Genomic DNA, 22,450 nt, shown 5'->3' with positions numbered 1-22,450 from the left:
TAGACAATTGAAAAAATTCGATTAAGTTAAGTACATCGAGTTCGCAACGCGCTGAATGAGATCCCCTTTTTCAAGGGGATGACGGTTCTTGTGCTTGGTTTGAAACAAAAAATGGGGCAGATCTGAGCTAGCTAGGGTTCGCTAGCTCGAAGCTGGACAGAAGTTTGCCAGTGCTTCTCCTAAATTAGTTACGCATGTATAACTTCAAGTATGGGAAACCACTTAATCCAGTGACCAATATTGATAAAATTGTTCAGGTAGAGATTCTCAAAAAGGTCTATTCACTTTAGCTGGATTACCACTAATCTGGCTCAGCCGCTCCAAGGATATCAATTATATCCAAAAAAAGAGCCTCTTCTCCGAACTCTAAAGCAGAATATGCCGTGACGTAAAGACACGCATTGATTGAGGCATCGATAAACTGAAGTCTATCGGCGATTGATTTTCCGTGTTTTATACCAGATAAGTTGAAAGTACCCTCCTTACCAAGGGGGCCAAACATTTCCATAATGTGTGCGTAACTACTGTGAATGTAACCACTAAAAGTCTTATATATTTCCAAGCTTAATTGGCGGACATGCGGTTGCTGCTCCTTGTCAACCATATACCTTGAGGCTCCTGCCAAAATCTTCTTGCTTGCCACTGTATGATATTCTGATGTTAGGTGTTCATCAATTGTTCTAGAAAAGAACTCTCTAATAAATTTGTCCACGTTCGTACTTGGGTTATCAATCCCATCCAACAAGAAATATGCTTCATAAATGGCTTCATAAATATTTCGCTGAGTTGCGCCAAAATCAATGAACAAACCATGATCGCAAAGAATTTTCGATGCATTAATGCCTTGTACAACTCTAACAAGCTTAAGAACAACGACGACTTCTAGTGATTGATTTTCATAGACAAAAACTTGTTTTTCCTTGTTCCATTCAGGTGAGCCTATCACTCGTTCTTGAAGCAAAGAAACAAACGATTGAAGTAGAGAAAGGCTCATAATTATCTCATGCTCATCAGATACAATCTCGCTACTTCTGGCAGCTCAGCAATAGCCCTAATACCAAATCTACTCTGTCTTAATTCAAACATAGTTATCGCTTTCTCAAAGCTCTTGTTTGAAAGCCTTAAAATCTGTAAAGCCATTTGTGCTTGTTCACGGTTTATAAAGCCGTTAGATACTAATTGATCTAGGTGGGAACACACTGCCAAAAATGTGTTGATTCTCTTTGTAGTTGAGAGAAAACCGATACTTGGCATTCTCTCTAGCGCATTCGTTGCTGCTGCAAAAATTTCTTCCCAATTATCCCTTATTTGCAGTTCATCGCTACCAGATAGCGAACCGTTGTTTTTTAGTAAATTGATAAATTCTTCTAGTTGAATCACCCAAGCCTCACTGCTAACTATCGGCATCTACGCCTATATTTTTATTTCAGCACTAGCTTTCTTCAAAGCTTAGCTCTAAGCGCTCCTTTAACTTTACTTCTGCTGTTCGGTAACCTTGCTCATAATCTTCTACTGATTTTCGACACGCCGCGGCAAAGCCCTCACCCAAATCTTTATTGTTATCATACTTAGTGAATTCGTCACGATAACGTTCAACGAAATGGTCATAATCTTTTTGACGGACTGCCATTTCACTAATGATGTTTGCTCGTTTGGACTCTCTCCAAGTTTTATAGGTGAACCACGCTGAACACACTGCAATGATTACTGCTAGTAAGGCTATCCAGTCGGAGCTTTCCATCTGCACCTCGTTATTGGGCTAGTCGAAATTTCAGTCACTTACAAAGTCTACTTGCATAAGAGAAACTAAGTCAAATTCAGCTCATTAAAATGCGTTACGACATTGCGTAAACTCACTTTGGGGCATTAATGTTTTACAGATTATCATTGCCGTGTTCTGAAAGCTTCTCAGAGATCAATGCCTGTGCTACTTGCAACTCTTCCAGGATATCTTGAGGCAAGGCATGTTCTCGCATCACGATTTTAGCTGTTTGAATACTGACGGCGAAAAATTCCCTTTTACTGCTAACTCTGTAATTGCTGAACGTGTTGTGGATAGCCTTCTCTACAAGATGAGGATAGGCACACGGCAAAACGTACTCGACAACAAAAGGGGTTGGTAAGCCTGTAGTGTCTAACTCTTTTGCTCTGAGGGTTGGCTCTTTAGTGGTGTAACCAATTTTTACGTAATTTGGGAATGCAGAATTGGACAAAATGTAAACGAATCCAACTGGGGGAGTATTTTCAAGCGACATTGCAATTAGCCTATTTCATCAAAATATTTATTCGTGTAGTTAGCAAAACCAATCTCTCTTTGAATCCGACGGGCTTTTTCATACACCCTACTAGTATTATAAAAAGTAAGTCAAATGGTGCTTCTGTAAAGCTAGTTTTCGATCATGCAAAACTCACAAAGGGGCAGAACTTTGTTAGCGATGATCGCGCTGAAAAGCCTCTGGACAAAAACGGTTTAGTTTCCTTTTTTCTCCAACTAACAACATTCGTCATCCTCTCGAAAGTGAGGATCTCACAAAGCGCGTAGACAATTGAAAAAATTCGATTAAGTTAAGTACATCGAGTTCGCAACGCGCTGAATGAGATCCCCTTTTTCAAGGGGATGACGGTTCTTGTGATTGGTTTGAAACAAAAAATGGGGCAAATCTGAGCTAGCTGGCACTTTGAGAAAAAATGCCAAAAGTAAAGCTTTAGGACAACAATAAGTTTCAAAAATCGAATATTAGCGACTCACGAATAACTATCGATATGTAAATTCCAAAGCCGCTTAATTCGGTGTCCAATATTGATGGTGCAGTTCATTTCGTGAAACAGAAGCCATACTCAGCATGGACCGAGAGTATTGGCACGCACCTCGAGCCGATGCTCTATCCCTACGCAGTAAAATTAGAGACATGTACCTGCTGGGCTCTCCGCCTTGGAGTCGAGACAAATATCAGGCGCTTAGTGGCTCCCTATTTACTCACCGATAGCTGATTCTTAAGCGATTACGGTCTTTAAAGTGATCATTTCAAATTGATCAACCGTAGTAGTGGTGGCGCAATCTAAAAATGAGTCGGACCTATGAAATATTCGCTGCTGTGCTCCACCTTAATTGCTAGCCTAACAAGCCCATTCGCCTTTTCAGCAAGCTGCCCTGAGATACTTGATGGCAAACAAAGGCTATTAAACTCAAACGAAGAGATTGAACTGTGTGAAGAATTTGAAGGTAAAACTTTATTGATTGTAAACACGGCAAGTCAATGCGGTTTCACTCCTCAGTTCGAGCAACTTGAGGAGCTCCACCAAACGTACAAAGATCAGGGGTTCACGGTTGTTGGTTTCCCCAGTAATGATTTTCGTCAAGACAGAGGGAGTGAGGAGCAATCGGCTAAAATCTGCTACCTAGATTATGGCGTGACCTTTCCGATGATGGCGCGAGCATCACTCTCTGGTCCTGACGCAAATCCAGTCTTTTCGGAAATCCAACAACAAGCAGGCGTCAAACCGAAATGGAATTTCTACAAGTTCTTAGTCAACAAACAAGGTAAGGTAGTAGCAACCTTCCCAAGTTCTACATCGCCAACCAGTACTACCCTCAAAAATGCAATAGAGCAGCAGCTATGAGTTCAGACTACGTGGAGACAACTCGCACGCGCAGCACTATGGCCAAGCTCGGCTACATGGGCTTAGTGCCCTTTTTATTCGGCCTGTGGTTATCGCTCACCGACAGCCAACTCTTTACCTTGAGCGGCGAAACACTCTTCATCACCTACAGCGTGGTGATCTTGAGCTTTTTGTCGGGCATCTTATGGAGCAATGGGATAGAGAACTTCGAAAGTCAATCCAGCAACAAGGCGCTAATTCTGAGCAATGTCATTGTATTGGCCGCTTGGCTAGCGGTGCAACTCGGTGAGCAGAAAGAGTTTCTCACCACTCTGATCCTTATCATTGGCTACATAGCAGTGTGGCGAGCGGAAAGGTCAATGAGAGAAGAGAACCAAAGTGAAGGCCCCGACGGCTATTTTGATATGCGAACCAGATTGACCTCTAGCGTGGTATTAATGCACGGTATAGTGATGTTGACTTAAGCAAGTGACGCTTGCATCACGTATATAAGGAGGCATGTCTTGCGTTTTTCCACACATTACTTTTTGTAGATCGAAACTAGCTCACTATCTGTAACGTATGTGAAAGCATAATAAGCTTTGAGGCAAAACTAAGTTAGCCGACCTATGATACTGCTTTGGTTTCTCGAGTGCTGCCGGTAGATTCCTTTCTTCAAAGGAATGACGAATTATCGAATGTTATGCTTGCTGAATAAGGGGAGCTTTTGTCCAAAACGTATCAGCTTGGTCTTCAGAAGCGCAGAATGCACTCTAGCATGTGGTTACTCCCACCATTCAAGATAGCCGTCATCCCCTTGAAAAACGGGATCGTCATCAGCGCGTTGTGTGTCTGCTTTTCAGAATTCGTTTTTATTTTAAGGAAGCCACACGCTTTGGGAGGTACTCGTTTCCACAAGGAAGACGACGTAAGTGGATGGTTTTTCGCTTATTCGATTTTTATTGTCATCACCTCAGACTTGGCATTTGTGATACGCCCCAAAATTGTCAAACCTTAGCATTCACATTGCGAAAAACCGCATGAAAAGTCCGCCTTTCTGATCGAACGATTTTGTCCTTTGACCGCTACTCTCAAACCATTCAACACACGTTTCTTTATCAAAGGGAACTTAACCGCAACATGTTTGGTCACAAGATAAGATATCACTAACGTTACGCTACCTAACCACTGTCGCTTGTATCTCTCTTCGACCGCTAATCGAAAGGATGAGACACGACTTTGTAGGTTCATTGACCTATTTCGTTCATATCACGTGATGTTATTGACAATACTTCTCTGCCCTGTTTTATTTGTTTGCACGTATGAGCATAATTATCTCAAATAAAATCTCACGCGAAAAGTTAGTCTCGGTGAGTTCATCGATTTAAAGCACACCATAAGGAATAAACATGTCAACACTGAATATCATAAAAGCCGACTACACCTCGGTCCCTGCACTCAGCAATATGTTTATCGCTGCTTATGCCAACAATGAAGCCATGCAAGCTGCTTTACGCCAAGATCAAGCCGCCGATTTTGCCCATGACGCATACTGGCGTTGGGCAATAGGGGAATGGGGTTTAGCAGGAGGAGAGGTCTACACCACGCCTGACGATGAGGGCTGTGTCATTATGCGTTCACCCGGCAAACACCAAGCCGATGTGATGCAAAAGATGGAGTTGCTCGCTATCGTTACTCGAATGATGGGTTCAAATAAAATTGAGCTAGCGAAAGAAGTGTGTGAGCAAATGCTGGCCGTTCCACCGCTTCAGGACTGTTACTGGCTGTGGGGCTTAGGCGTTTCTCCTGATGCAGGAGGCAAAGGGCTTGCTGGCGCGCTCATCAAAACCGTTACCGACCAAGCTGACGCGGCTGGAAAACCCACTTACGTTGTCGCATCGAGTGAAAAAGTCGTGACCACTTTTGAAAGACGTGGCTTTGAAGTGCTGTCGAAAAGTGAGAACTTTCCGTATTGGTTTATGCTTCGTCCCGCACAAGGCTAAGCCCAAAGAATGAGACTTCAATAAAGAAAAAGGTGGCAAAATAGCCACCTTTTTCCATATCATACCGTTTAATTCAGCGACTCAGTGACGACAAGTCATCCTAGTTGCTAGGAATAGCAGCGTATTAATTTAACACCACATAACCGCGATTCGTCATGCAGTTTTTGACGACCGTTTGACGGTCATTCTGATATTGTTCTTCATTTCCGCGTCGAGAACGATTTTTACCAATAACACCCGTTGCCAAACCAATAGCCGCGCCTTTTTTCGCCCCTTCAGTCCCAGAGCCGCCCGCAATCGCGACACCGGCAGATCCTAACGCCGCCCCTTTTGCCGCACCACTCACCGCGCCGCCAGAGCTTTGTCCCTTTTGCACTTGGTTACTGAGTTCTTCACATTGGTGTAAATCGTAGACGTAGTCTTTTTCATCGACGCCTGATTTATCAATAATAATGTTCGCCATGGCGGGAAAAGAGAAAAGGATAGATAACGAGCCAGTAAGTAGTAGTTTATTCATATCAAGATATCATTAAGAGTGAGTGGGCAGTTGGCATCGTAGCAACAACCCATCACCAATTTGGAATAAACGTTATTCCAAATTGAATCTTGACATCTCACCCCTGCGACTAATCAGGCATCAAATGTGCGATAAATCCGATTACTTTTTGTTCACTAGTTAAGCGCGATCTCAACATCCGATTCGATTTGACTCGAGCAGGCTAAGACAAAACCTTGCTCTATTTCTTCTGCTGTCAACGTTTCTACGCTGCTCGATTTAACTTGCCCAACTTTGACTTTGCACTTACACGAACCGCAGATCCCACTTCGGCAGGCGGCAATGACTGGAACGCCCCCTTTTTCTAACGCTTCTAGAAGTGAGCTGCCCGATGCGGCTTCTAACTCAACGCCAAAATCAGGGACTACCACCTGAACGGTACTGTTGTCTTCAACCGTTTGAGTATTGGAGACAGGCGTAAAGCTTTCTTGATAGAACTGCGACATATCAAAATGCGCCTGTTCCAATGCCGACTTCACCACTTCCATGAAGCCAGTTGGGCCACATAAATAGATGGTTCGCTCATGAAAATCAGCCACCAGCTTTGTGAGCCAATCCAAACTGATCAAGCCTTGTGGAAAGTCAGTACCCGAATTGTCTTCTAGCAACATTTTGAGTGTGAAATTATCCGTGTGCTTGCTTAGCTCTGTAAGCCTGTCGAAATAAATGGCGTCTTGTTTGCTTTTAGCAAGATGCAAAAATTCAATATCAACATCGGTAGATTTTGATAACCAGTCATCCACCATCGACATAACAGGGGTAATGCCACAGCCTGCACTGACCATCAGCACCTTAGCTTTAGGTAGGCAGTCAATATTATTGAAGCTTCCCAGCGGGGCTTGCACGTCTACATGCTCGCCTAGCTCAAGGTCATCAACGATGTGATTGGAAACTTGGCCACCCTTAACCCGCTTGACGGTAAATTTGAGCGAGTTTTCCCCTGGCATTGAGCTTATTGAATAAGCGCGATAAGCCTTCTTACCAGCAATATCAAAACCCAATGAAGAAAATTGCCCTGATTTGAATCTAAAGTCTACTTCTTGGGCAGGAGAAGAAAGTTCGAACGAAACCGAATCCGGCGTCTCAAACCATTTTTTAGTGCACGTTAGCGCAATCGATTGTGAATTAGACCATGCCATATTACGTTTCCTCTAAATAGAAACGGCGCCAGACGGGCGCCATTTCTTTTACCTAATGATTAAGCTGCCAAGATAGTTTTCAAGTCTTCTTCAACGGTTGTAATACCGCGCATATCAAACTTCTCTTGCATGATTTTCAGAAGGTTATCGGTTAGGAACGCAGGCGCTGTTGGGCCAGTGTAGATTCCCTTCACACCCAGTGCGAATAGAGTTAACAGGATAACAATGGCTTTTTGCTCAAACCACGACAACACAAGTGTCAGTGGTAATTCATTGATTCCGCAATCAAATTCTTGCGCCAGTGCGAGGGCAAGTTGAATGGCAGAATATGCATCATTACATTGACCAACGTCCAGTAGACGAGGAATGCCATTAATGTCGCCAAATTCATTCTTATTGAAACGGAATTTACCACACGCCAACGTCAAAATAACGCTATCGTCTGGTGCTTGAGCCGTGAAATCTGTGTAGTAACTACGCTCAGATTTATCCCCGTCACAACCGCCAACTAGGAAGAAGTGCTTAATCGCGCCGGCCTTTACCTGCTCGACAACCGCTGGTGCTGCCTGCATCAATGCATTACGACCAAACCCAACAGTGATCATATGTTCAATCTCGTTGTGCTTAAAGCCTTCACGCGCTAATGCACACTCAATAACCGCACCGAAATCATCACCTTCAAGGTGGACAACACCTGGCCATCCTACGATGCTACGAGTAAACAAGCGGTCAGCATATTGACCTACATCTGGGTTTAGCAAACAGTTTGACGTCATAACAATCGCGCCAGGGAAGTTAGCAAACTCTTTTTGTTGATTTTGCCAAGCGCTACCATAGTTACCCACTAGATGAGGGTACTTTTTCAATTCAGGGTAAGCATGTGCTGGCAGCATTTCACCATTGGTGTAAACGTTAATGCCTTTGCCTTCGGTCTGCTGAAGGATTTTCTCTAGGTCATGAAGGTCATGCCCTGAGACCAAAATGCATTTACCTTGGACCGTTTTGACATTGACCTGACTTGGCTCAGGATGACCAAAGGTATCCGTTTCACCCTTATCCAGCATCTCCATGATTTTGTAATTCATCAAACCAATTTGCATAGAGGTATTTAGTAACGCCTCAAGCTCTGTTGGGTCTGTACCTAACCAAGACATGATCTGGTGATATTCAGCGTACACGGTTTCATCAGTTTGAGATAATACTCGCGCGTGCTCTAAATAAGCCGCTGCACCTTTTAATCCATATAAGCACAATAAACGCAACCCAATGACATCTTCATGTAGGCTATCGTGACCACGGTTTACTGCTGCTGTCGGCGCGAATGCTAGCAACGCTTCTTTTGATGTTGGAAGATCAAACTGAGCAGCCGCAGACAAGGTGTCTAATTTGATATCTTGAAGCGTTGCAGCCGCCGTCACTTGCTCTTGTAGGCGTGATTTATAAGTAGCCGCTAGGTTTGCGAGTTCAATAATACGCTCAGGGTCAAAGTTAACATTGGTCAATGTTGCGAAGAATGCACGAGGTGCCCATTGATCAATCTCGTGGTCAATAATGCCAACGTTACGGCCTTGCTCTGCCCAAAAAGAAACCCCTTGTAAGGCGTAAACCAGTACATCTTGTAGATCAGAAACCTCTGACGTTTTTCCACACATACCTTGAGAGTAAGAACACCCCTTTGAAACAGGGGTTTGGATAGTTTGCTCGCATTGAATACAGAACATATAAAGAACTCCAGTGTTTTAAATTCCTTGCTTTGATACATTGTCAAAGCCATTTATTAACTCAAGCTTAATTGCACTAACCATGCCAAAAACTAAAATTTCATAACCAGTTGTAATTAATGGCATTTAACATTAAACCCACATTTAAATTGTGTCATTAAGACTACGGCATGCTGGGTTTTTTATAACACGTAAGTGTCATTATGACTCATATCGATATGCAAGCACGCTTTATTAGTGTTGAGGCAGGATACCGTTGTTGATAAGGTATGGAGAAATAACAAAAAAAATGGCTTTTTAGTGAACGCAGTAGTCTTTGATAATGTCGATAAATGGTTTGGTGGGTTTCAAGCGCTTAACGCTGTAAGCCTCACGGTTAAACAAGGCGAAATTGTTGTCATTTGTGGGCCATCGGGCTCAGGAAAGTCAACGCTAATTCGCTGTATTAACGGCTTGGAGCAGCATAATTCAGGCCAGATCAGCGTCTTAGATCAACCCAACCATTCTAAACATATCTTACCAGGTCAGATTGGTATGGTTTTTCAACATTTCAACCTATTTCCACACCTTACCGTACTTGAAAACTTAACGTTGGCCCCCATTCGAACATTAAAGTTGACGAAAAAGGAAGCCAACGAACGAGCTCTGGAAATGCTGACCCGAGTAAAAATAGCCGAACAAGCCAACAAATACCCTGCACAGCTGTCTGGCGGTCAACAGCAACGAGTCGCGATTGCTCGTTCCCTATGCATGAAACCCACGATTTTGCTCTTTGACGAGCCGACTTCAGCACTTGACCCAGAAATGATCAGTGAAGTGCTCAATGTCATGATTGAATTAGCAGAGGAAGGGATGACTATGTTATGCGTGACACATGAAATGGGCTTTGCTAAACGTGTGGCGGACAAGGTGATATTTATGGATGAGGGATGCATCATCGAATCGGCCTCTCCGCAAACCATTTTTGACTCCCCTCAGCACCCACGCACAAAAGCGTTCTTAGATAAGATACTAAACCATTGATGGTGGCCAAAATCTCGTTAACAATTCCAATGCTTGCCAAAATACTAAGACCTGTTGTGTCTGCTGCGCTGCAAATTGCGGTGGTCATCATTGCTCTGGTTTGGTTACTCGACAGTGGCGCTCAGAACATGGGTTATCGCTGGCAATGGGAACGTATTCCCGATTACTTAGCCTTTTATGAAGATGGTCAATGGTGGCCAGCTGAATTACTAGAAGGGTTGATTGTCACCATCAAAATTAGCACTGTTGCCATTGCCTTTACGTTAATCTTCGGACTCGCAACGGCGCTGCTAAAGCTGTCTAACTCCATAATAGGACGAGGCATCGCCCACTGTTATGTTGAAGGCATCCGTAACACACCATTATTGGTACAAATTTACCTGCTGTATTTCGTTTTCGGTCCTATAATTGGTCTCGATCGATTTGCTACCGCTGTGTTCGCCTTAGCGTTATTTCAAGGTGCTTACACGGCTGAAATCTTAAGAGCCGGTCTCATCAATATTCCAAAAGGACAAAGAGAAGCCTGCCGAACGATTGGCCTTTCGCCATTCTATACCTACTATGATGTGATCCTTCCTCAAGTCATCAGGCGCACTCTCCCACCATTGACTAACGAGGTGGTATCACTCGTCAAAAACTCATCTATAGTGAGCGTAATGGCCATTTTCGATCTCACCACTGAAGGACGAAACATTGTCTCAGAAACCGCGATGCCATTTGAAATTTGGTTCACTGTGGCTGCTATTTATTTAGTACTGACACTCTCATTATCCGCCTTATCCGCTTGGCTAGAACATCGGCTTAGCACAGAAAAACACACCTAATCTCAATTGTTCTTAAGGAGCGACATTATGAAAGGGAAATTTAGAAACATCATTAGCGCAGCAACCGCAATTGTATTGGGGCTGGCTGTGTCACTTGGCGCTAACGCGACTGAAACGCCCAACCTTGATAAAATTAATGAACGAGGCACATTACGTGTGGGGATGTCCACATTTGTACCTTGGGCTATGCGAGATAAACAAGGTGACCTCGTTGGCTTTGAAATCGACGTCGCCAGAAGACTAGCCGCCGATTCAGGATGGAAGGTTGAATTTGTCCCAACAGCCTGGGACGGCATCATTCCTGCGCTGTTATCACAAAAATTTGATGTCATCATTGGTGGGTTGTCGATTACGCCTGAACGTTCAAAAAGCGTCTTATTTACAGAACCTTACTCCCATTCTGGTGTACAAATTGCCGCAAGCAAAAAACTGGCTGGCGATTTTTCATCTATCGAAGACTTTGACTCCCGTCGCATCAAAATAGCGGCTCGACGTGGTGCCTTTACCGTTCAGGTCGCTCGTGAAACCTTCCCGAAAGCTAAAATCCTTCAGTTTGATGACGATGCACAAGCTTTTCAGGAAGTATTAAATGGCAACGCCCATGCGGTTATTGCCTCAAGCCCAAAACCAGAGCATGAAGCGGTAAAACACGCCGACGCCTTGTTCATCCCATTTGAAGACAGGCTCTCAAAAGGCAACGAAGCCTTTGCTGTGCGACTTGGCGAGACGGACAAAAACGCCTTTTTCAATGAATGGATCCAAGCTCGCACAGAGGATGGGTGGTTAAATGAACGCTATGAGTACTGGTTCTCCACACTCGATTGGCAAAATCAGGTCGCAAGTGGGCAGTAACCTATGACAAAAACGAACGATCGACCAATGTCTAAGCTATATCGCGACGAGAGATCGGCAGGCGAAGTGGATACTGCTAACTCTCAACAGCGACATCAACGTGTATCACGCTGGTGGCGTCCGAATACTATGGATTTAACGCTTATCGCGTTATTAATCATTGGCGTAGTTTGGCTTGGTTATCGTTCGTCAATCGGAATTCATTACCAGTGGCGCTGGGCTGAGGCCTTGGCACTTATCTTCACACCCAGAGCCGACGGCAGTCTGCCCTACTTCGTTCAAGGCTTCATATCAACACTAAGGTTGAGCTTTTGGGGAATGGCGCTCGCACTATCGCTCGGTACGCTGCTAGGGCTTGCCAAGCACTCTGCTATTAAGCTGTGTAGCATTCCTGCTAATCTGTTTATTCAGCTGATCAGAAATATACCGCCACTGGTTTTCATTTTTATTTTCTACTTTTTTGTATCAAATCAGTTGATACCGCTACTCGGATTAACATCACTATTACGCGAGTACTCTGGCTCCATCAACGCGGTGCAGTCTTTTTTGTTTGGTCCAAGTGCTTTGTGGGAAAACCTGTTGTCTGGCGTAATTTGCATTGGGTTATTGTCTTCGGCTTACGTCGCAGAAATCGTCCGATCAGGGCTGTCTTCCATACCCAATGGGCAGTGGGAAGCGGGCAACACATTAGGGCTATCAACTTGGAGCCAATATAAGGACGTGATTGCCCCACAAGTACTGACATTAATAAGCCCGGCATTGGCGGGACAAGCTATTTCTTTGGTTAAAGACACCTCTATCGTATCGTTAATTTCCATACAAGAAATGACATTTGTTGGGACGGAGATGGCCAATTCATCAGGCTTAATATTCGAAATTTGGCTCATCGTTGGATTGTGTTACTTCCTGCTGTGTTTTTCACTGTCAATATTATTTAGAAAAATTGAGCAGCGAAACCAAAAGTAAACAACGAGCCGCGAATTAAAAGCGGCTAAAATATTAGCCCTAGATCTTTCAATGCACATTCACATTGTGTGGAATTGGTAAATTGTACCGCATGCATACCCACCGCTTCAGCGCCCTCAACGTTGTAAGGCATATCATCAATGAAAACTGACTCTGATGCTTTCAAGTTATGGTCACTTAATAACGATTGGTAGATTGCAGCTTGCGGTTTTAGCAGCCCAACTTCCGCAGACACCGTTGCACCATCAAATAATGACCAAAAATCATAATTGGTTTTGAGATAGTCAACAATTTCCACCACATTGTCAGTAAGTGCATACACGCCATACCCAGCGTGTTTCACTCTTTCAATCAAATTCACTGAACCATGCAACACCAACTGAGTGTGTTTCACGTAATAAAATAATTGGTCGCATTCTTCTGCCGACAGTCCTTGCTCGGTAATATAACGTGCTGAAGCCTCTTGTTCCGTCAGTAATCCTTTATTCAACGCGCTCCAGATATCAGATTGAAAAATAGTTTTTGCACGTTCAGCGTGTGGCTCTGTGTTACCAAACGTCAATCTCACAATCTCTTCTGGCGCCCAACGCACGATCACATTACCTACATCAAAGACGACATTTTTGATTTCATTGCTCCGCATTCTGACTCCTATGAAAATCTAGCATCCACGAACAAATGATGTTCTTCTACTATGACGGAACAATGAATAAAAAACCGCTACATACGGCATTGTTTGAGCACCTTTTTTTATCAAAATAAACGCGCTTTATGCCCCTCACCCAAGCGCCACTCTGCGCGCTTATACACCTCATCGTCGATCTATATGGGTAAATAGTGATCGACCAACAATATAACAAACAATACCATTAGGTGAATGATAGAAAATTTGAAGGTATCCATCGCCGTTTTGTCATCTGAGGCATATTTAAGTTTCCATGCATAGTATATAAACCCAGCACTAAGGCAGGTTGAGCCTACTAAATACAGTAACCCTGTCATACCAACCAATGCTGGCATCAAGCACACCAACGCCAGTAAAATGGTATACAGTAGAATCGACGTTTTAGTATATTCGACGCCATGCGTCACTGGCAGCATTGGGATATCCGCTTTGGCGTAATCGTCTTTTCTATGGATAGCCAATGCCCAAAAATGAGGTGGCGTCCAAATGAAGATGATCATCACCAACAACCAAGCGTTTGCATGAAGCTCTCCTGTCACGGCCGTCCAACCAAGCAGCGGTGGCATGGCACCAGCAATGCCCGCAATAACAATATTTTGTGGTGTTGCGCGCTTTAAATACAAGGTATACACCACCGCATATCCCAGTAAACTCGCAAACGTTAACCAAGCGGTTAACCAGTTGACCGTTGTCGCTAGAATCACGAATCCAACCAGACCGATGCCTGCTGCAAAGGCAAACACTTTCGCTACACTCAAGTCGCCTGAAGGCAAAGGTCGTTTGTGTGTTCGCGCCATGATGCCGTCGATTCTTCGGTCAATCAAATGATTGAACGCCGCCGCAGAGCCCGCCATCAAGGCAATCCCTATCAGCCCCATCACCGTCTGTTGTAATGGCAATACGCCAGGCACTGCGAGGCACATTCCTACTAATGCGGTAAGAATCATTAACGCCACCACTTTGGGTTTAGTCAACGTCAAATATACCCGCCAATGGGCCTTATGATTAGCTGCGCCCTGCTCGATACGAATATTATTCGATGCTATGGTTGATTTACTCATAGAGTGTTCTCCTTGTCTCCAGACGCTTTTGCTTGTGTCATTGCATATTTAGATTCAACAACGGTGAATACAGGCTTTTCAATTTGAGTCATTACAGCCGTACGAATAACGTAATTTGTTTTAATCAAGGTAAGTAAAAGGATTGCCGCCCCTAGGTTATGCAGCACCGCAATACCCAGAGGTAAATGAAAGACAACATTACTGATACCAAGGGCCAACTGTGCGGCTAAAACTATCCCCAAACCGCGCCCCAATTGCTTGAACACTGCGGGCTCTTGTTGCATTAATTTAAAAGCCAACATGCCCACGGTAAATGCAACCACGATGGCGCCGAGACGATGAGTGACATGAATGGTCATTCTGGCCGCATAATCTAAAATGCCGAATTCATAGCTATCCACGCCAAGGTGCAGCGGCGTAAAAGCGGTGACAAAATCTAACGAATCAAACCATTGCCCTTCACAAATCGGTAAGCTCGTGCACACCACTGCCGCGTAATTGGATGATGTCCAGCCCCCCAACATAATCTGAATAATGGTCACGACTAATGCAAAACCAGCCAACATTTTAAGCGTTTTTGGAACCACTGAGGTGGCAGCGCTTAGCGGTGACTGACGTGAATTTACGTCAATCGAATATCGATCAGGCCGACTAACATGGGGGCTATATCGATCAGGCTTATCCCCGCCGTTACTTGCGCTTTCGCCACGACTTCTATCATTACGATTATCATGAACATCACGGTCATCCTTACCATGTTCATTCGGCGTCTTTACAACCTTGGGTTGGAAGACCTTTCGACCTGGTAGTAATGCCGCGGTTTCTGGCGGTTGTATGTTCTCCCTTCGTAAAGTGACACGAGGTCGCAATCGAAGGTAGCTAACAAACAAGAGTGAGAACATGGTAAACCCACCAAGTAAGTGTCCCATCACAACAATAGGCATCAATTTTAGTGTGACCGTCCACATGCCGAGCGCCGCTTGAAAAACAATAATAATTGACAACGCCAACGGTAAAACGACACCAAGTTTAGCCCTTTCTTTTGAGAGCGCTATCGCTGTAATCATAAACACAAAGAGCCCTAATGCGCCCGCGAGATATCGGTGAATCATCTCCAGCCATGCCTTGCTTTGTTCAACAGCCCGCTCTGGATAAAGCGTATTGGCAACCTGAACATCCACCTTGTGAGTCGGCACGGTAAGATGACCATAACAACCAGGCCAATCTGGGCAACCTAGCCCTGCATCAGCTAGACGGGTATACGCACCCATTGCAATAACAATAATCGTAAGCAGCAAACTTAATTTAATCGTGTTCATCAAGTTCATAGCGACTCCTTTCTTCCATAGATTGACGGCGCTTACTGGTTGTCTGTTCTCATTCGTCCGCCTACAACATACTCAGTTTTTTGGAGGTGATTCTTTATCCTACTCTGGATAATTTGAGCATTTTACGTAAATCAGACAACAGCCCTTTACTGTTCGCGGCTTGGTATTCGCTATCTACAGGGGCAAAAGACATCACCATCTGTCCGAGCGTATCGACAATAACGTACCCTTCTTTTGGCACCACACTGACAAATTGCGGATTCACTTCGATTCGCATAACCGAGGAAGGCAGATCTGGAATCGCCTGACCCGGCAAAACATAAACCACAGGGGTGACTCGCTCTTTATATTTTCCCAGCGCAATATAGGTTTGCCCCATGACATACAAGCGGTTTTGACAGGCATCACCACAAACAGAAGGCATCACATAACCAAGCTGCCAGCTTTCCTGTTGCAGTGGATTAATTAGGCCAAGGTCCGTGAATGTCATACGCGGTTCTATGAGGGCACCATGATTTGTCGCCCCTGATTGATACCAATGGTTACTCAAGATTGTTTTGGCGAAAATAAACGGCAGCGCAAAAAAGAGTGTCAAGATTACTAAGGTCAAGCGTCCTTTCCACGGAGAGGGACGAACAGGATCAGTGTTGGGAGACCCCATATCGTTACCAAGCTTATTGTCTGGGCGATTCTTTAATGTCGTTTCTTGGCTCATGGCGCCTCCTTGCGAGATGACTTAAAGACTTTGAAAGCAACGAATATCATGATACTGGCGAACACCGCTGCCATCGAAAACCATTGCAATGAGTATCCAAAGTGCTTGTTAGCATTCATTGAGATAGGTTTCCAAGGATGAACATAATCCGTAGAACCATCGGTTGGTTGTATGACCCAACTCAATAGTGGTTGTTCAACCACGTCATAAATAGCCGTCAGATTTAAATTTTGAACCCTGTAGGTCAGCACGGTGCCCAAACCTTCGATAGGAGATGGTTGGAATGCTTCCAAATACAATTTATTCCCCAACGGGTTCGGTTGTTTTTGATAAAGGCGACCAGTGACTGACATAGGTTGCGTGACAGGATTAACTGCTGGAAGCACTTCTCTTCCTCCAATCACTGGAGTGAAACCAATTTCGAACAAGACGCTTCTACCTAGTTCACTGTGCATGAGTTGATAGACTAAATAGCCGACCTTACCGTCGACGGTTTGATTATCTAAGAAGAACAAGATCGGCTGTGGCCGTAGCTTCGCGACAATTGGCATGCCGAGCCACCTCAAATAGTCAGCCTCGTTTTGTTGACTGGCGTTGGGAATAACCAAGCTTGATAACTCAACCACTTGCTGTTGCTCTCTCTCTTCTAACATCCGTTCAATGTTCTGTTTTTCTAACCCTCTGTCCCATTGCCATAAACCCAATTTGACCAATACAGAAAACACAACCACAGTTAAACTCAAAGCCGCCCAAAACCAGCCCGAGGCTGCACGCTTTGGTTGAGGAGAACCTATGTTGACCCCGTTAGTCTTTAAAATTGTTCTGGTACTGCTACTGCTCTTCATTATTTTCAACTTGGCCCTTGCTCTAATTCGAATGGTAAAAGACGATTCAACCTCTGAAAAACCGATGAGCTACTACCTAGGACGACGAGTACTGTTTTCTGCCATCGTGGTCTTGTTGTTAATCATTGCCCTGACTAGTGGCATTCTTGTTCCTAATGCTAGGCCCTATTAATCGCTGGCTTGTCTGTACGCTTGTCACTCATACTCATTTACAACACATAGACAAATACAAACAGACACAACCAAACCACATCAACAAAATGCCAATACCAACTCCCCGCTTGGAACGCAAAATGGTCTTTCGGAGTAAAGTGGTCTTTCGCTATCCTAAACAGCAACACAATTAAAAATATCGTGCCAAGGCACACATGCAACCCATGGAATCCGGTTAACATGAAGAAGGTGTTACCGTAGACACCGGATTGAAGAGTGAGCCCCATATCTTGATAAGCGTGCGCGTATTCCACCACCTGAAAATACAAAAAACACACCGCTAGAATTATCGTAATTTCTAACCAAACAATGAGTGCAGTGCGTTTGTCTTTCTCCAAACTGACATGCGCCATATGCAGAGTGATAGAAGACAACAATAGTAGGATGGTGTTTTTGAGTGGGAGTCCTTGCCAAGGCATCGCTTGCGTCGTCGTACCATCTGGCGTTGTCGTTAGTGGCCACATTGCTTCAAATGCCGGCCACAACACCTCATGCGTCATTACGTTATTATCTGCGCCTCCCAGCCAAGGAACCGAAATCATTCGTGCATAGAACAACGCCCCAAAAAAGGCACCAAAGAACATCACCTCAGAAAAAATAAACCAGCTCATACCTTGCTTAAACGAGCGAGTAATTTGGTCTGAATAAAGACCGGCCAGCGATTCCGTCACCACGTTGCTAAACCAGCCTGACAGCATATAAAGCAACACAACAAAGCCCAATACCAGTACCACTTTACCAATGGTACTGCCCGCCCCACCGACTTCTAAGTTTTGCACAGTCAAACCTGCGCCAACGGCGACAAGGAACAAAGCAATAGCGCCGACAATGGGCCAACTGCTTTGCGCTGGTACGTAATAAGATTGAGGTTTACTCATTGCTTAACTCCCTGTTAAGTGCGCTTTTGCTACCTTGACTACGACTGACGGTGTTCTGCACATTGGTGGTTGTCGTGGCATCTGATGAGACACTACTTGTAATGTTATAAAGCGTGTATGACAAAGTCAGAGTATGAATAGACTCTGGCACGTCGGGTTCGATGTAAAAGATGAGGGGCATTTCTGCATTTGCATTAGCATCAAGTGGCTGTTGGTTAAAACAGAAGCATTCAATTTTATTGAAATACACTGCGCCCGTGCCCGGCGATACCGAAGGTACGGCTTGCCCAACTAATGATTGACTAGTGTTATTCGTTGCCAGGTACGCCGTTTGAATCACTTCTCCGGGGTGAACATCCATGGAGACTTTCTGAGGCGCGAAGCTCCACGGCATATCTGGATTAATGTGAGCCATGAACTCAACGCGAATCTTTCGAGATTCATCCACCTGCATACCGACGGGTTGAACCGCTGATACGGTATTCGTTTTTCCGTTTATTCCTAATACATCACACATCACGTCGTATAACGGAACCAGAGCAAAGCCAAAACCAAACATACCAACCACGGCGACACACAGCCATCCGGTCAGTTTTTTATTTGATGGTGTTGATTTGCTCTCCATAGCGTTCTCCGTTTTTAACGTTTGTCACTGACTAATATCGGTGCCTGACTAGCATCAGTATCTTACTAACATGAATGTCTTATCATAATGAGCATCTAATCCACTCGCGGAGGTGTGGTGAAGGTATGGTGAGGCGCTGGGCTTGGCACGGTCCATTCCAATCCTTCAGCACGGTCCCACGGTTTCGCTGCCGCAGGCTCGCCACCACGAATACACTTAATCACCAACCACAAAAATATGAGCTGTGATAAGCCAAAGGCAAAGCCACCTATCGAGACGATTTGATTAACGTCGGCAAACTGAATGGCGTAATCTGGAATACGTCGAGGCATCCCCGCCAATCCTAAAAAGTGCATAGGGAAAAACAACACATTGACTGAAATCACCGAGCACCAAAAATGCCACAAGCTCAACCTTTGGTCATACATATGACCGGTCCATTTTGGCAACCAGTAGTAGGCCGCCGCCATGATTGAGAAGACCGCGCCAGTGACAAGTACATAGTGGAAATGCGCCACAACAAAATAGGTATCGTGGTACTGGAAGTCAGCAGGGACAATCGCGAGCATCAATCCCGAGAATCCACCAATGGTAAATAAAATAATGAATGCAATTGCAAACAACATTGGGGTTTCAAAGGTCAGTGCCCCTCGCCACATTGTCGCGACCCAGTTGAACACTTTGACGCCTGTTGGCACCGCTATCAGCATGGTGCAATACATAAAGAACAGTTCGGCAAACACTGGCATTCCGGTGGTGAACATGTGGTGTGCCCAGACTAAAAATGACAACAAGGCGATACTGCAGGTCGCGTAGACCATAGAATGGTAACCAAACAACTTCTTACCACTGAACGCAGGGACAATGGCAGAGATAATGCCAAAAGAAGGCAAAATCATGATGTACACCTCGGGGTGACCGAAGAACCAGAAGATGTGTTGGAACATCACGGGATCCCCTCCCCCCGCGGCATCAAAGAAGCTGGTCCCGAAGTATTTATCGGTTAAGACCATGGTCACCGCGCCAGCAAGTACCGGCATAACCGCAATAAGTAAGAAAGCGGTAATGAGCCAAGTCCAGACAAACAGCGGCATCTTCATTAGTTTCATGCCTGGCGCGCGCATATTAAAGATGGTAACGATGACGTTGATCGCTCCCATAATTGAACTGATACCCATGATATGTACTGAGAAAACAAATAACGCAGTACTGTCAGGACCATAAGTAGTCGATAACGGTGCGTAGAACGTCCAGCCAAAATCAGGGCCACCACCGGGCATAAATAATGACGACAACAAAATGAGAAAGGCGAAAGGCAGAATCCAAAAGCTTAGGTTATTCATGCGAGGTAAGGCCATATCTGGCGCGCCAATCATCATTGGAATCATCCAGTTTGCCAGCCCAGTAAACGCTGGCATCACAGCACCAAAGACCATCACAAGACCATGGACCGTCGTCATTTGGTTAAAAAAGTGTGGCTCAATCAGTTGCAAACCTGGCTGGAACAATTCGGCACGAATCACCATTGCCATCGCGCCGCCAGTTAAGAACATAATAAAGCTAAACCATAGGTACAATGTCCCTATGTCTTTGTGGTTAGTGGAATAGACCCACCGAGCCCAGCCCGTTGGCGTATGATGATGGTCGTTGTCATCGTGGTGTCCGCTTTCCCCACCTAGCACGCCACCTGTCGCGCTGGTGCTGTCGGCTCTGCTAATATCAGCATCGGTAGCAGCTGACGATTTTATCTTATCAATAGGATCCATCTTCATCACTGCTCCTCGGAGCTAGCGGGCTCCATTCCTTGAGTTTTGTATGCGTTTACGTCTGATGCTTGTATGATATCTCCAGTGTCGTTACCCCAAGCGTTTCGTTGGTAGGTCACGACCGCGGCAATTTCTTTGTCAGTCAATTGATTCGCAAAAGATTGCATTGCCGTGCCGTTCACGCCATCAACCACCTTAGAAAGGTGGGTTGATATCTCTCCTGTGGTGGCGACTGGACTGCCGGCTATAGCAGGAAAAGCACCCGTAATGCCCAAACCATTTACTTGATGGCATACCGCACAACGGGCGCTGTAAATCTGTTCACCTAGCCCCATTAGCTCGTCCATTGAGAGTGTCGCGTCCAACGACTTAGCTGCTTCAGCTTGCGCTAAGGCCATTTCTTCTTTCTTGCCTGCGAGCCAATTATCGTAATCAGACTGCTCCATCGCGTGCACGACGATAGGCATAAAACCATGCGCTTTACCGCACAACTCTGCACATTGCCCACGATACACACCAGGCTCATCAATTTTTGTCCACGCTTCATTAATAAAGCCGGGAATGGTGTCTTTTTTAACCGCAAAATCCGGTACCCACCATGAATGGATGACATCATCAGACGTCATTAGAAAGCGTATTTTTTGATTAATGGGTAGGACAAGCGCATTGTCGACTTCTAACAAGTAATGCGCCCCTTTTTCTTCGATGCCATCGATTTGTTTTTGGCTTGTCGCAAGCAGTGAATAAAAGCCCACGTCCTCACCAAAATATTCGTAATGCCATTTCCACTGCGAACCTGTGATTTTGATAGTTAAATCAGACTTAGAGGTGTCTTCCATCGCAATCAAGGTTTTGGTGGCGGGTATCGCCATAGCGATCAAGATAATGACCGGAATCACGGTCCATAAGATCTCTACCTTGGTGCTCTCGTGGAAATTGGCGGCGACAGCGCCTTTGGATTTTCGGTGTTTGATAATGGAATAAAACATCACACCAAAGACGAGAAATGCGATAGCGCAACAAATATAAAAGATCAGCATGTGTAGGTCATAGACCTTGTTACTGATATCGGTTACGCCTCGTGTGAGGTTGTAGTTGTTCGATTCAGCACTCACTGATTGGCTAACGAGCAATGTCGCCAAACCAATCCACGAGCAAATGGGCAGCAATCTCTTCAAAAGATTTCTCCTTTGCCTGTCCACATCTGTCCGGATGTGGTTCCCCTTTGGCATTCACCAAGCACGTCCAAGCAGTGATCAAACTGGTTAGGATGGTAAATGTAATCAACGTTCCACTAAAATAATGAAACAAGACAGCCTCATTGGCCTAAACAAACCACACAGGTAAACGGTCAATACCAACAACGAACCACTTACTTATTAAGTTTGATTTCAATAAATATAACGCAAGCAATTGTTATATTTTTGTTAATTAAAAGGCTAGTTAGAGAACTCAAGATCCGCAAGGAGAAAAATCAAAGCGTTTTTTTTGTGATCGCTTCAGGTCGTACTCTCAGTAGATTTTGACAAAACGATAAATTAAGTTCTAAAAATGAGGGAGGAACCGACCAATCAAATGACCGTAGTTTGTCTTACCTCACAAAATGAGTAAAAATTCATTAATCGATGGTTGGAAATATCCTCTTATTGT

General features: G+C 44.7%; 24 protein-coding genes and 1 pseudogene. 9 read left to right on the top strand and 16 right to left on the bottom strand.

The genetic code is table 11. The annotated features are described in order from the left end of the window. Window positions 1-301: 301 nt before the first annotated feature. The 4 genes from ACE1OE_RS19895 to ACE1OE_RS19880 all read right to left on the bottom strand — a co-directional run bounded on the left by ACE1OE_RS19895 (window position 302) and on the right by ACE1OE_RS19880 (window position 2,255). Complete coding sequence (locus tag ACE1OE_RS19895; protein WP_449212076.1) at window positions 302-994, bottom strand: hypothetical protein; 693 nt, start codon at window positions 992-994, stop codon at window positions 302-304. 2 nt (window positions 995-996) lie between these two features. Continuing rightward, complete coding sequence (locus ACE1OE_RS19890; protein ID WP_449212075.1) at window positions 997-1,380, bottom strand: hypothetical protein; 384 nt, start codon at window positions 1,378-1,380, stop codon at window positions 997-999. A 52-nt stretch (window positions 1,381-1,432) separates the two neighbouring features. Continuing rightward, entirely contained in the window at window positions 1,433-1,741 is a 309-nt protein-coding gene (locus ACE1OE_RS19885; protein ID WP_449212074.1) for a hypothetical protein, read from the bottom strand. 133 nt (window positions 1,742-1,874) lie between these two features. After that, window positions 1,875-2,255: a GIY-YIG nuclease family protein gene (locus ACE1OE_RS19880; RefSeq protein ID WP_449212073.1), complete on the bottom strand. Its 381-nt coding sequence runs from the start codon at window positions 2,253-2,255 to the stop codon at window positions 1,875-1,877. A 564-nt stretch (window positions 2,256-2,819) separates the two neighbouring features. Here ACE1OE_RS19880 and ACE1OE_RS19875 point away from each other — a divergent pair. The 4 genes and pseudogenes from ACE1OE_RS19875 to ACE1OE_RS19860 form a co-directional block, all read left to right on the top strand. Beyond that, a pseudogene (locus tag ACE1OE_RS19875) lies at window positions 2,820-2,991 on the top strand (AarF/ABC1/UbiB kinase family protein); the annotation flags it as partial. 87 nt (window positions 2,992-3,078) lie between these two features. Next, complete coding sequence (locus tag ACE1OE_RS19870) at window positions 3,079-3,621, top strand: glutathione peroxidase (RefSeq protein ID WP_449212072.1); 543 nt, start codon at window positions 3,079-3,081, stop codon at window positions 3,619-3,621. Beyond that, complete coding sequence (locus ACE1OE_RS19865; RefSeq protein ID WP_449212071.1) at window positions 3,618-4,085, top strand: DUF3429 domain-containing protein; 468 nt, start codon at window positions 3,618-3,620, stop codon at window positions 4,083-4,085. Before ACE1OE_RS19870 ends, ACE1OE_RS19865 begins: the two co-directional genes overlap by 4 nt. 924 nt (window positions 4,086-5,009) lie before the next feature. After that, on the top strand, window positions 5,010-5,603 hold the full coding sequence (locus ACE1OE_RS19860) for a GNAT family N-acetyltransferase (protein WP_372061192.1): 594 nt from the start codon (window positions 5,010-5,012) through the stop codon (window positions 5,601-5,603). A 124-nt stretch (window positions 5,604-5,727) separates the two neighbouring features. Here the strand turns inward: ACE1OE_RS19860 and ACE1OE_RS19855 are convergent, their stop codons facing one another. The 3 genes from ACE1OE_RS19855 to hcp all read right to left on the bottom strand — a co-directional run bounded on the left by ACE1OE_RS19855 (window position 5,728) and on the right by hcp (window position 9,019). Beyond that, window positions 5,728-6,120, bottom strand: coding sequence for an RNA polymerase subunit sigma (locus ACE1OE_RS19855; RefSeq protein ID WP_102532374.1), 393 nt, complete (start codon window positions 6,118-6,120; stop codon window positions 5,728-5,730). Between the two features lie 155 nt (window positions 6,121-6,275). Continuing rightward, a complete protein-coding gene (locus ACE1OE_RS19850; protein WP_449212070.1) occupies window positions 6,276-7,298 on the bottom strand; it encodes a 2Fe-2S iron-sulfur cluster-binding protein in 1,023 nt (340 codons plus the stop codon). 59 nt (window positions 7,299-7,357) lie between these two features. Next, on the bottom strand, window positions 7,358-9,019 hold the full coding sequence (gene hcp, locus ACE1OE_RS19845) for a hydroxylamine reductase (RefSeq protein WP_102532376.1): 1,662 nt from the start codon (window positions 9,017-9,019) through the stop codon (window positions 7,358-7,360). A gap of 300 nt (window positions 9,020-9,319) precedes the next feature. Between hcp and ACE1OE_RS19840 the strand changes: the two genes are divergently transcribed. From ACE1OE_RS19840 to ACE1OE_RS19825, 4 genes are all read left to right on the top strand, one after another. After that, window positions 9,320-10,042, top strand: a complete 723-nt coding sequence (locus tag ACE1OE_RS19840) for an amino acid ABC transporter ATP-binding protein (RefSeq protein WP_449212069.1) — start codon at window positions 9,320-9,322, stop codon at window positions 10,040-10,042. Window positions 10,043-10,071: 29 nt separating this feature from the next. Next, a complete protein-coding gene (locus ACE1OE_RS19835; RefSeq protein WP_102532392.1) occupies window positions 10,072-10,866 on the top strand; it encodes an amino acid ABC transporter permease in 795 nt (264 codons plus the stop codon). Window positions 10,867-10,893: 27 nt separating this feature from the next. After that, window positions 10,894-11,718: a transporter substrate-binding domain-containing protein gene (locus ACE1OE_RS19830; RefSeq protein ID WP_449212068.1), complete on the top strand. Its 825-nt coding sequence runs from the start codon at window positions 10,894-10,896 to the stop codon at window positions 11,716-11,718. A gap of 129 nt (window positions 11,719-11,847) precedes the next feature. Next, window positions 11,848-12,684 carry an amino acid ABC transporter permease gene (locus ACE1OE_RS19825; protein WP_449212081.1) on the top strand — a complete coding sequence of 279 codons (837 nt, stop codon included), beginning with the start codon at window positions 11,848-11,850 and terminating at the stop codon, window positions 12,682-12,684. A gap of 25 nt (window positions 12,685-12,709) precedes the next feature. Here ACE1OE_RS19825 and ACE1OE_RS19820 read toward each other — a convergent pair whose 3' ends face one another. From ACE1OE_RS19820 to ACE1OE_RS19800, 5 genes are all read right to left on the bottom strand, one after another. Continuing rightward, complete coding sequence (locus tag ACE1OE_RS19820) at window positions 12,710-13,327, bottom strand: HAD family hydrolase (RefSeq protein WP_449212067.1); 618 nt, start codon at window positions 13,325-13,327, stop codon at window positions 12,710-12,712. Between the two features lie 179 nt (window positions 13,328-13,506). Next, on the bottom strand, window positions 13,507-14,430 hold the full coding sequence (cyoE, locus tag ACE1OE_RS19815; protein WP_449212066.1) for a heme o synthase: 924 nt from the start codon (window positions 14,428-14,430) through the stop codon (window positions 13,507-13,509). Further along, entirely contained in the window at window positions 14,427-15,758 is a 1,332-nt protein-coding gene (locus tag ACE1OE_RS19810) for a COX15/CtaA family protein (protein ID WP_449212065.1), read from the bottom strand. The genes cyoE and ACE1OE_RS19810 overlap by 4 nt, the downstream gene beginning before the upstream one ends. A 94-nt stretch (window positions 15,759-15,852) precedes the next feature. Continuing rightward, on the bottom strand, window positions 15,853-16,419 hold the full coding sequence (locus ACE1OE_RS19805) for a hypothetical protein (RefSeq protein ID WP_449212080.1): 567 nt from the start codon (window positions 16,417-16,419) through the stop codon (window positions 15,853-15,855). A gap of 50 nt (window positions 16,420-16,469) precedes the next feature. Then, complete coding sequence (locus tag ACE1OE_RS19800; protein WP_449212064.1) at window positions 16,470-17,216, bottom strand: SURF1 family protein; 747 nt, start codon at window positions 17,214-17,216, stop codon at window positions 16,470-16,472. 49 nt (window positions 17,217-17,265) lie between these two features. On the opposite strand from ACE1OE_RS19800, the gene ACE1OE_RS19795 reads away from it, so the two are divergent. Next, window positions 17,266-17,490 carry a DUF2909 family protein gene (locus ACE1OE_RS19795; RefSeq protein ID WP_102532382.1) on the top strand — a complete coding sequence of 75 codons (225 nt, stop codon included), beginning with the start codon at window positions 17,266-17,268 and terminating at the stop codon, window positions 17,488-17,490. 37 nt (window positions 17,491-17,527) lie between these two features. On the opposite strand, the gene ACE1OE_RS19790 is transcribed toward ACE1OE_RS19795, so the two are convergent. The 4 genes from ACE1OE_RS19790 to coxB all read right to left on the bottom strand — a co-directional run bounded on the left by ACE1OE_RS19790 (window position 17,528) and on the right by coxB (window position 21,978). Continuing rightward, window positions 17,528-18,409, bottom strand: coding sequence for a cytochrome c oxidase subunit 3 (locus tag ACE1OE_RS19790; protein ID WP_449212063.1), 882 nt, complete (start codon window positions 18,407-18,409; stop codon window positions 17,528-17,530). After that, on the bottom strand, window positions 18,402-19,034 hold the full coding sequence (locus ACE1OE_RS19785) for a cytochrome c oxidase assembly protein (protein WP_372061183.1): 633 nt from the start codon (window positions 19,032-19,034) through the stop codon (window positions 18,402-18,404). Before ACE1OE_RS19785 ends, ACE1OE_RS19790 begins: the two co-directional genes overlap by 8 nt. 95 nt (window positions 19,035-19,129) lie before the next feature. Further along, a complete protein-coding gene (ctaD, locus tag ACE1OE_RS19780; protein ID WP_449212079.1) occupies window positions 19,130-20,800 on the bottom strand; it encodes a cytochrome c oxidase subunit I in 1,671 nt (556 codons plus the stop codon). A 5-nt stretch (window positions 20,801-20,805) separates the two neighbouring features. Then, window positions 20,806-21,978 (bottom strand): cytochrome c oxidase subunit II, encoded by a 1,173-nt coding sequence (coxB, locus tag ACE1OE_RS19775; RefSeq protein WP_449212062.1) that lies wholly within the window; start codon window positions 21,976-21,978, stop codon window positions 20,806-20,808. Window positions 21,979-22,450: the final 472 nt, after the last annotated feature.

Source organism: Vibrio sp. E150_011 (genome assembly GCF_053544015.1).
This window is presented reverse-complemented; position numbering and strand designations above follow the sequence as displayed.

Coding starts and splice junctions, on each gene's coding strand:
- ACE1OE_RS19895 (WP_449212076.1), bottom strand. CDS start 994: ATGAGCCTTTCTCTACTTCAATCGTTTGTTTCTTTGCTTCAAGAACGA.
- ACE1OE_RS19885 (WP_449212074.1), bottom strand. CDS start 1,741: ATGGAAAGCTCCGACTGGATAGCCTTACTAGCAGTAATCATTGCAGTG.
- ACE1OE_RS19880 (WP_449212073.1), bottom strand. CDS start 2,255: ATGTCGCTTGAAAATACTCCCCCAGTTGGATTCGTTTACATTTTGTCC.
- ACE1OE_RS19870 (WP_449212072.1), top strand. CDS start 3,079: ATGAAATATTCGCTGCTGTGCTCCACCTTAATTGCTAGCCTAACAAGC.
- ACE1OE_RS19865 (WP_449212071.1), top strand. CDS start 3,618: ATGAGTTCAGACTACGTGGAGACAACTCGCACGCGCAGCACTATGGCC.
- ACE1OE_RS19860 (WP_372061192.1), top strand. CDS start 5,010: ATGTCAACACTGAATATCATAAAAGCCGACTACACCTCGGTCCCTGCA.
- ACE1OE_RS19855 (WP_102532374.1), bottom strand. CDS start 6,120: ATGAATAAACTACTACTTACTGGCTCGTTATCTATCCTTTTCTCTTTT.
- ACE1OE_RS19850 (WP_449212070.1), bottom strand. CDS start 7,298: ATGGCATGGTCTAATTCACAATCGATTGCGCTAACGTGCACTAAAAAA.
- hcp (WP_102532376.1), bottom strand. CDS start 9,019: ATGTTCTGTATTCAATGCGAGCAAACTATCCAAACCCCTGTTTCAAAG.
- ACE1OE_RS19835 (WP_102532392.1), top strand. CDS start 10,072: ATGCTTGCCAAAATACTAAGACCTGTTGTGTCTGCTGCGCTGCAAATT.
- ACE1OE_RS19830 (WP_449212068.1), top strand. CDS start 10,894: ATGAAAGGGAAATTTAGAAACATCATTAGCGCAGCAACCGCAATTGTA.
- ACE1OE_RS19825 (WP_449212081.1), top strand. CDS start 11,848: ATGGATTTAACGCTTATCGCGTTATTAATCATTGGCGTAGTTTGGCTT.
- ACE1OE_RS19820 (WP_449212067.1), bottom strand. CDS start 13,327: ATGCGGAGCAATGAAATCAAAAATGTCGTCTTTGATGTAGGTAATGTG.
- cyoE (WP_449212066.1), bottom strand. CDS start 14,430: ATGAGTAAATCAACCATAGCATCGAATAATATTCGTATCGAGCAGGGC.
- ACE1OE_RS19810 (WP_449212065.1), bottom strand. CDS start 15,758: ATGAACTTGATGAACACGATTAAATTAAGTTTGCTGCTTACGATTATT.
- ACE1OE_RS19805 (WP_449212080.1), bottom strand. CDS start 16,419: ATGGGGTCTCCCAACACTGATCCTGTTCGTCCCTCTCCGTGGAAAGGA.
- ACE1OE_RS19795 (WP_102532382.1), top strand. CDS start 17,266: ATGTTGACCCCGTTAGTCTTTAAAATTGTTCTGGTACTGCTACTGCTC.
- ACE1OE_RS19790 (WP_449212063.1), bottom strand. CDS start 18,409: ATGAGTAAACCTCAATCTTATTACGTACCAGCGCAAAGCAGTTGGCCC.
- ACE1OE_RS19785 (WP_372061183.1), bottom strand. CDS start 19,034: ATGGAGAGCAAATCAACACCATCAAATAAAAAACTGACCGGATGGCTG.
- ctaD (WP_449212079.1), bottom strand. CDS start 20,800: ATGGATCCTATTGATAAGATAAAATCGTCAGCTGCTACCGATGCTGAT.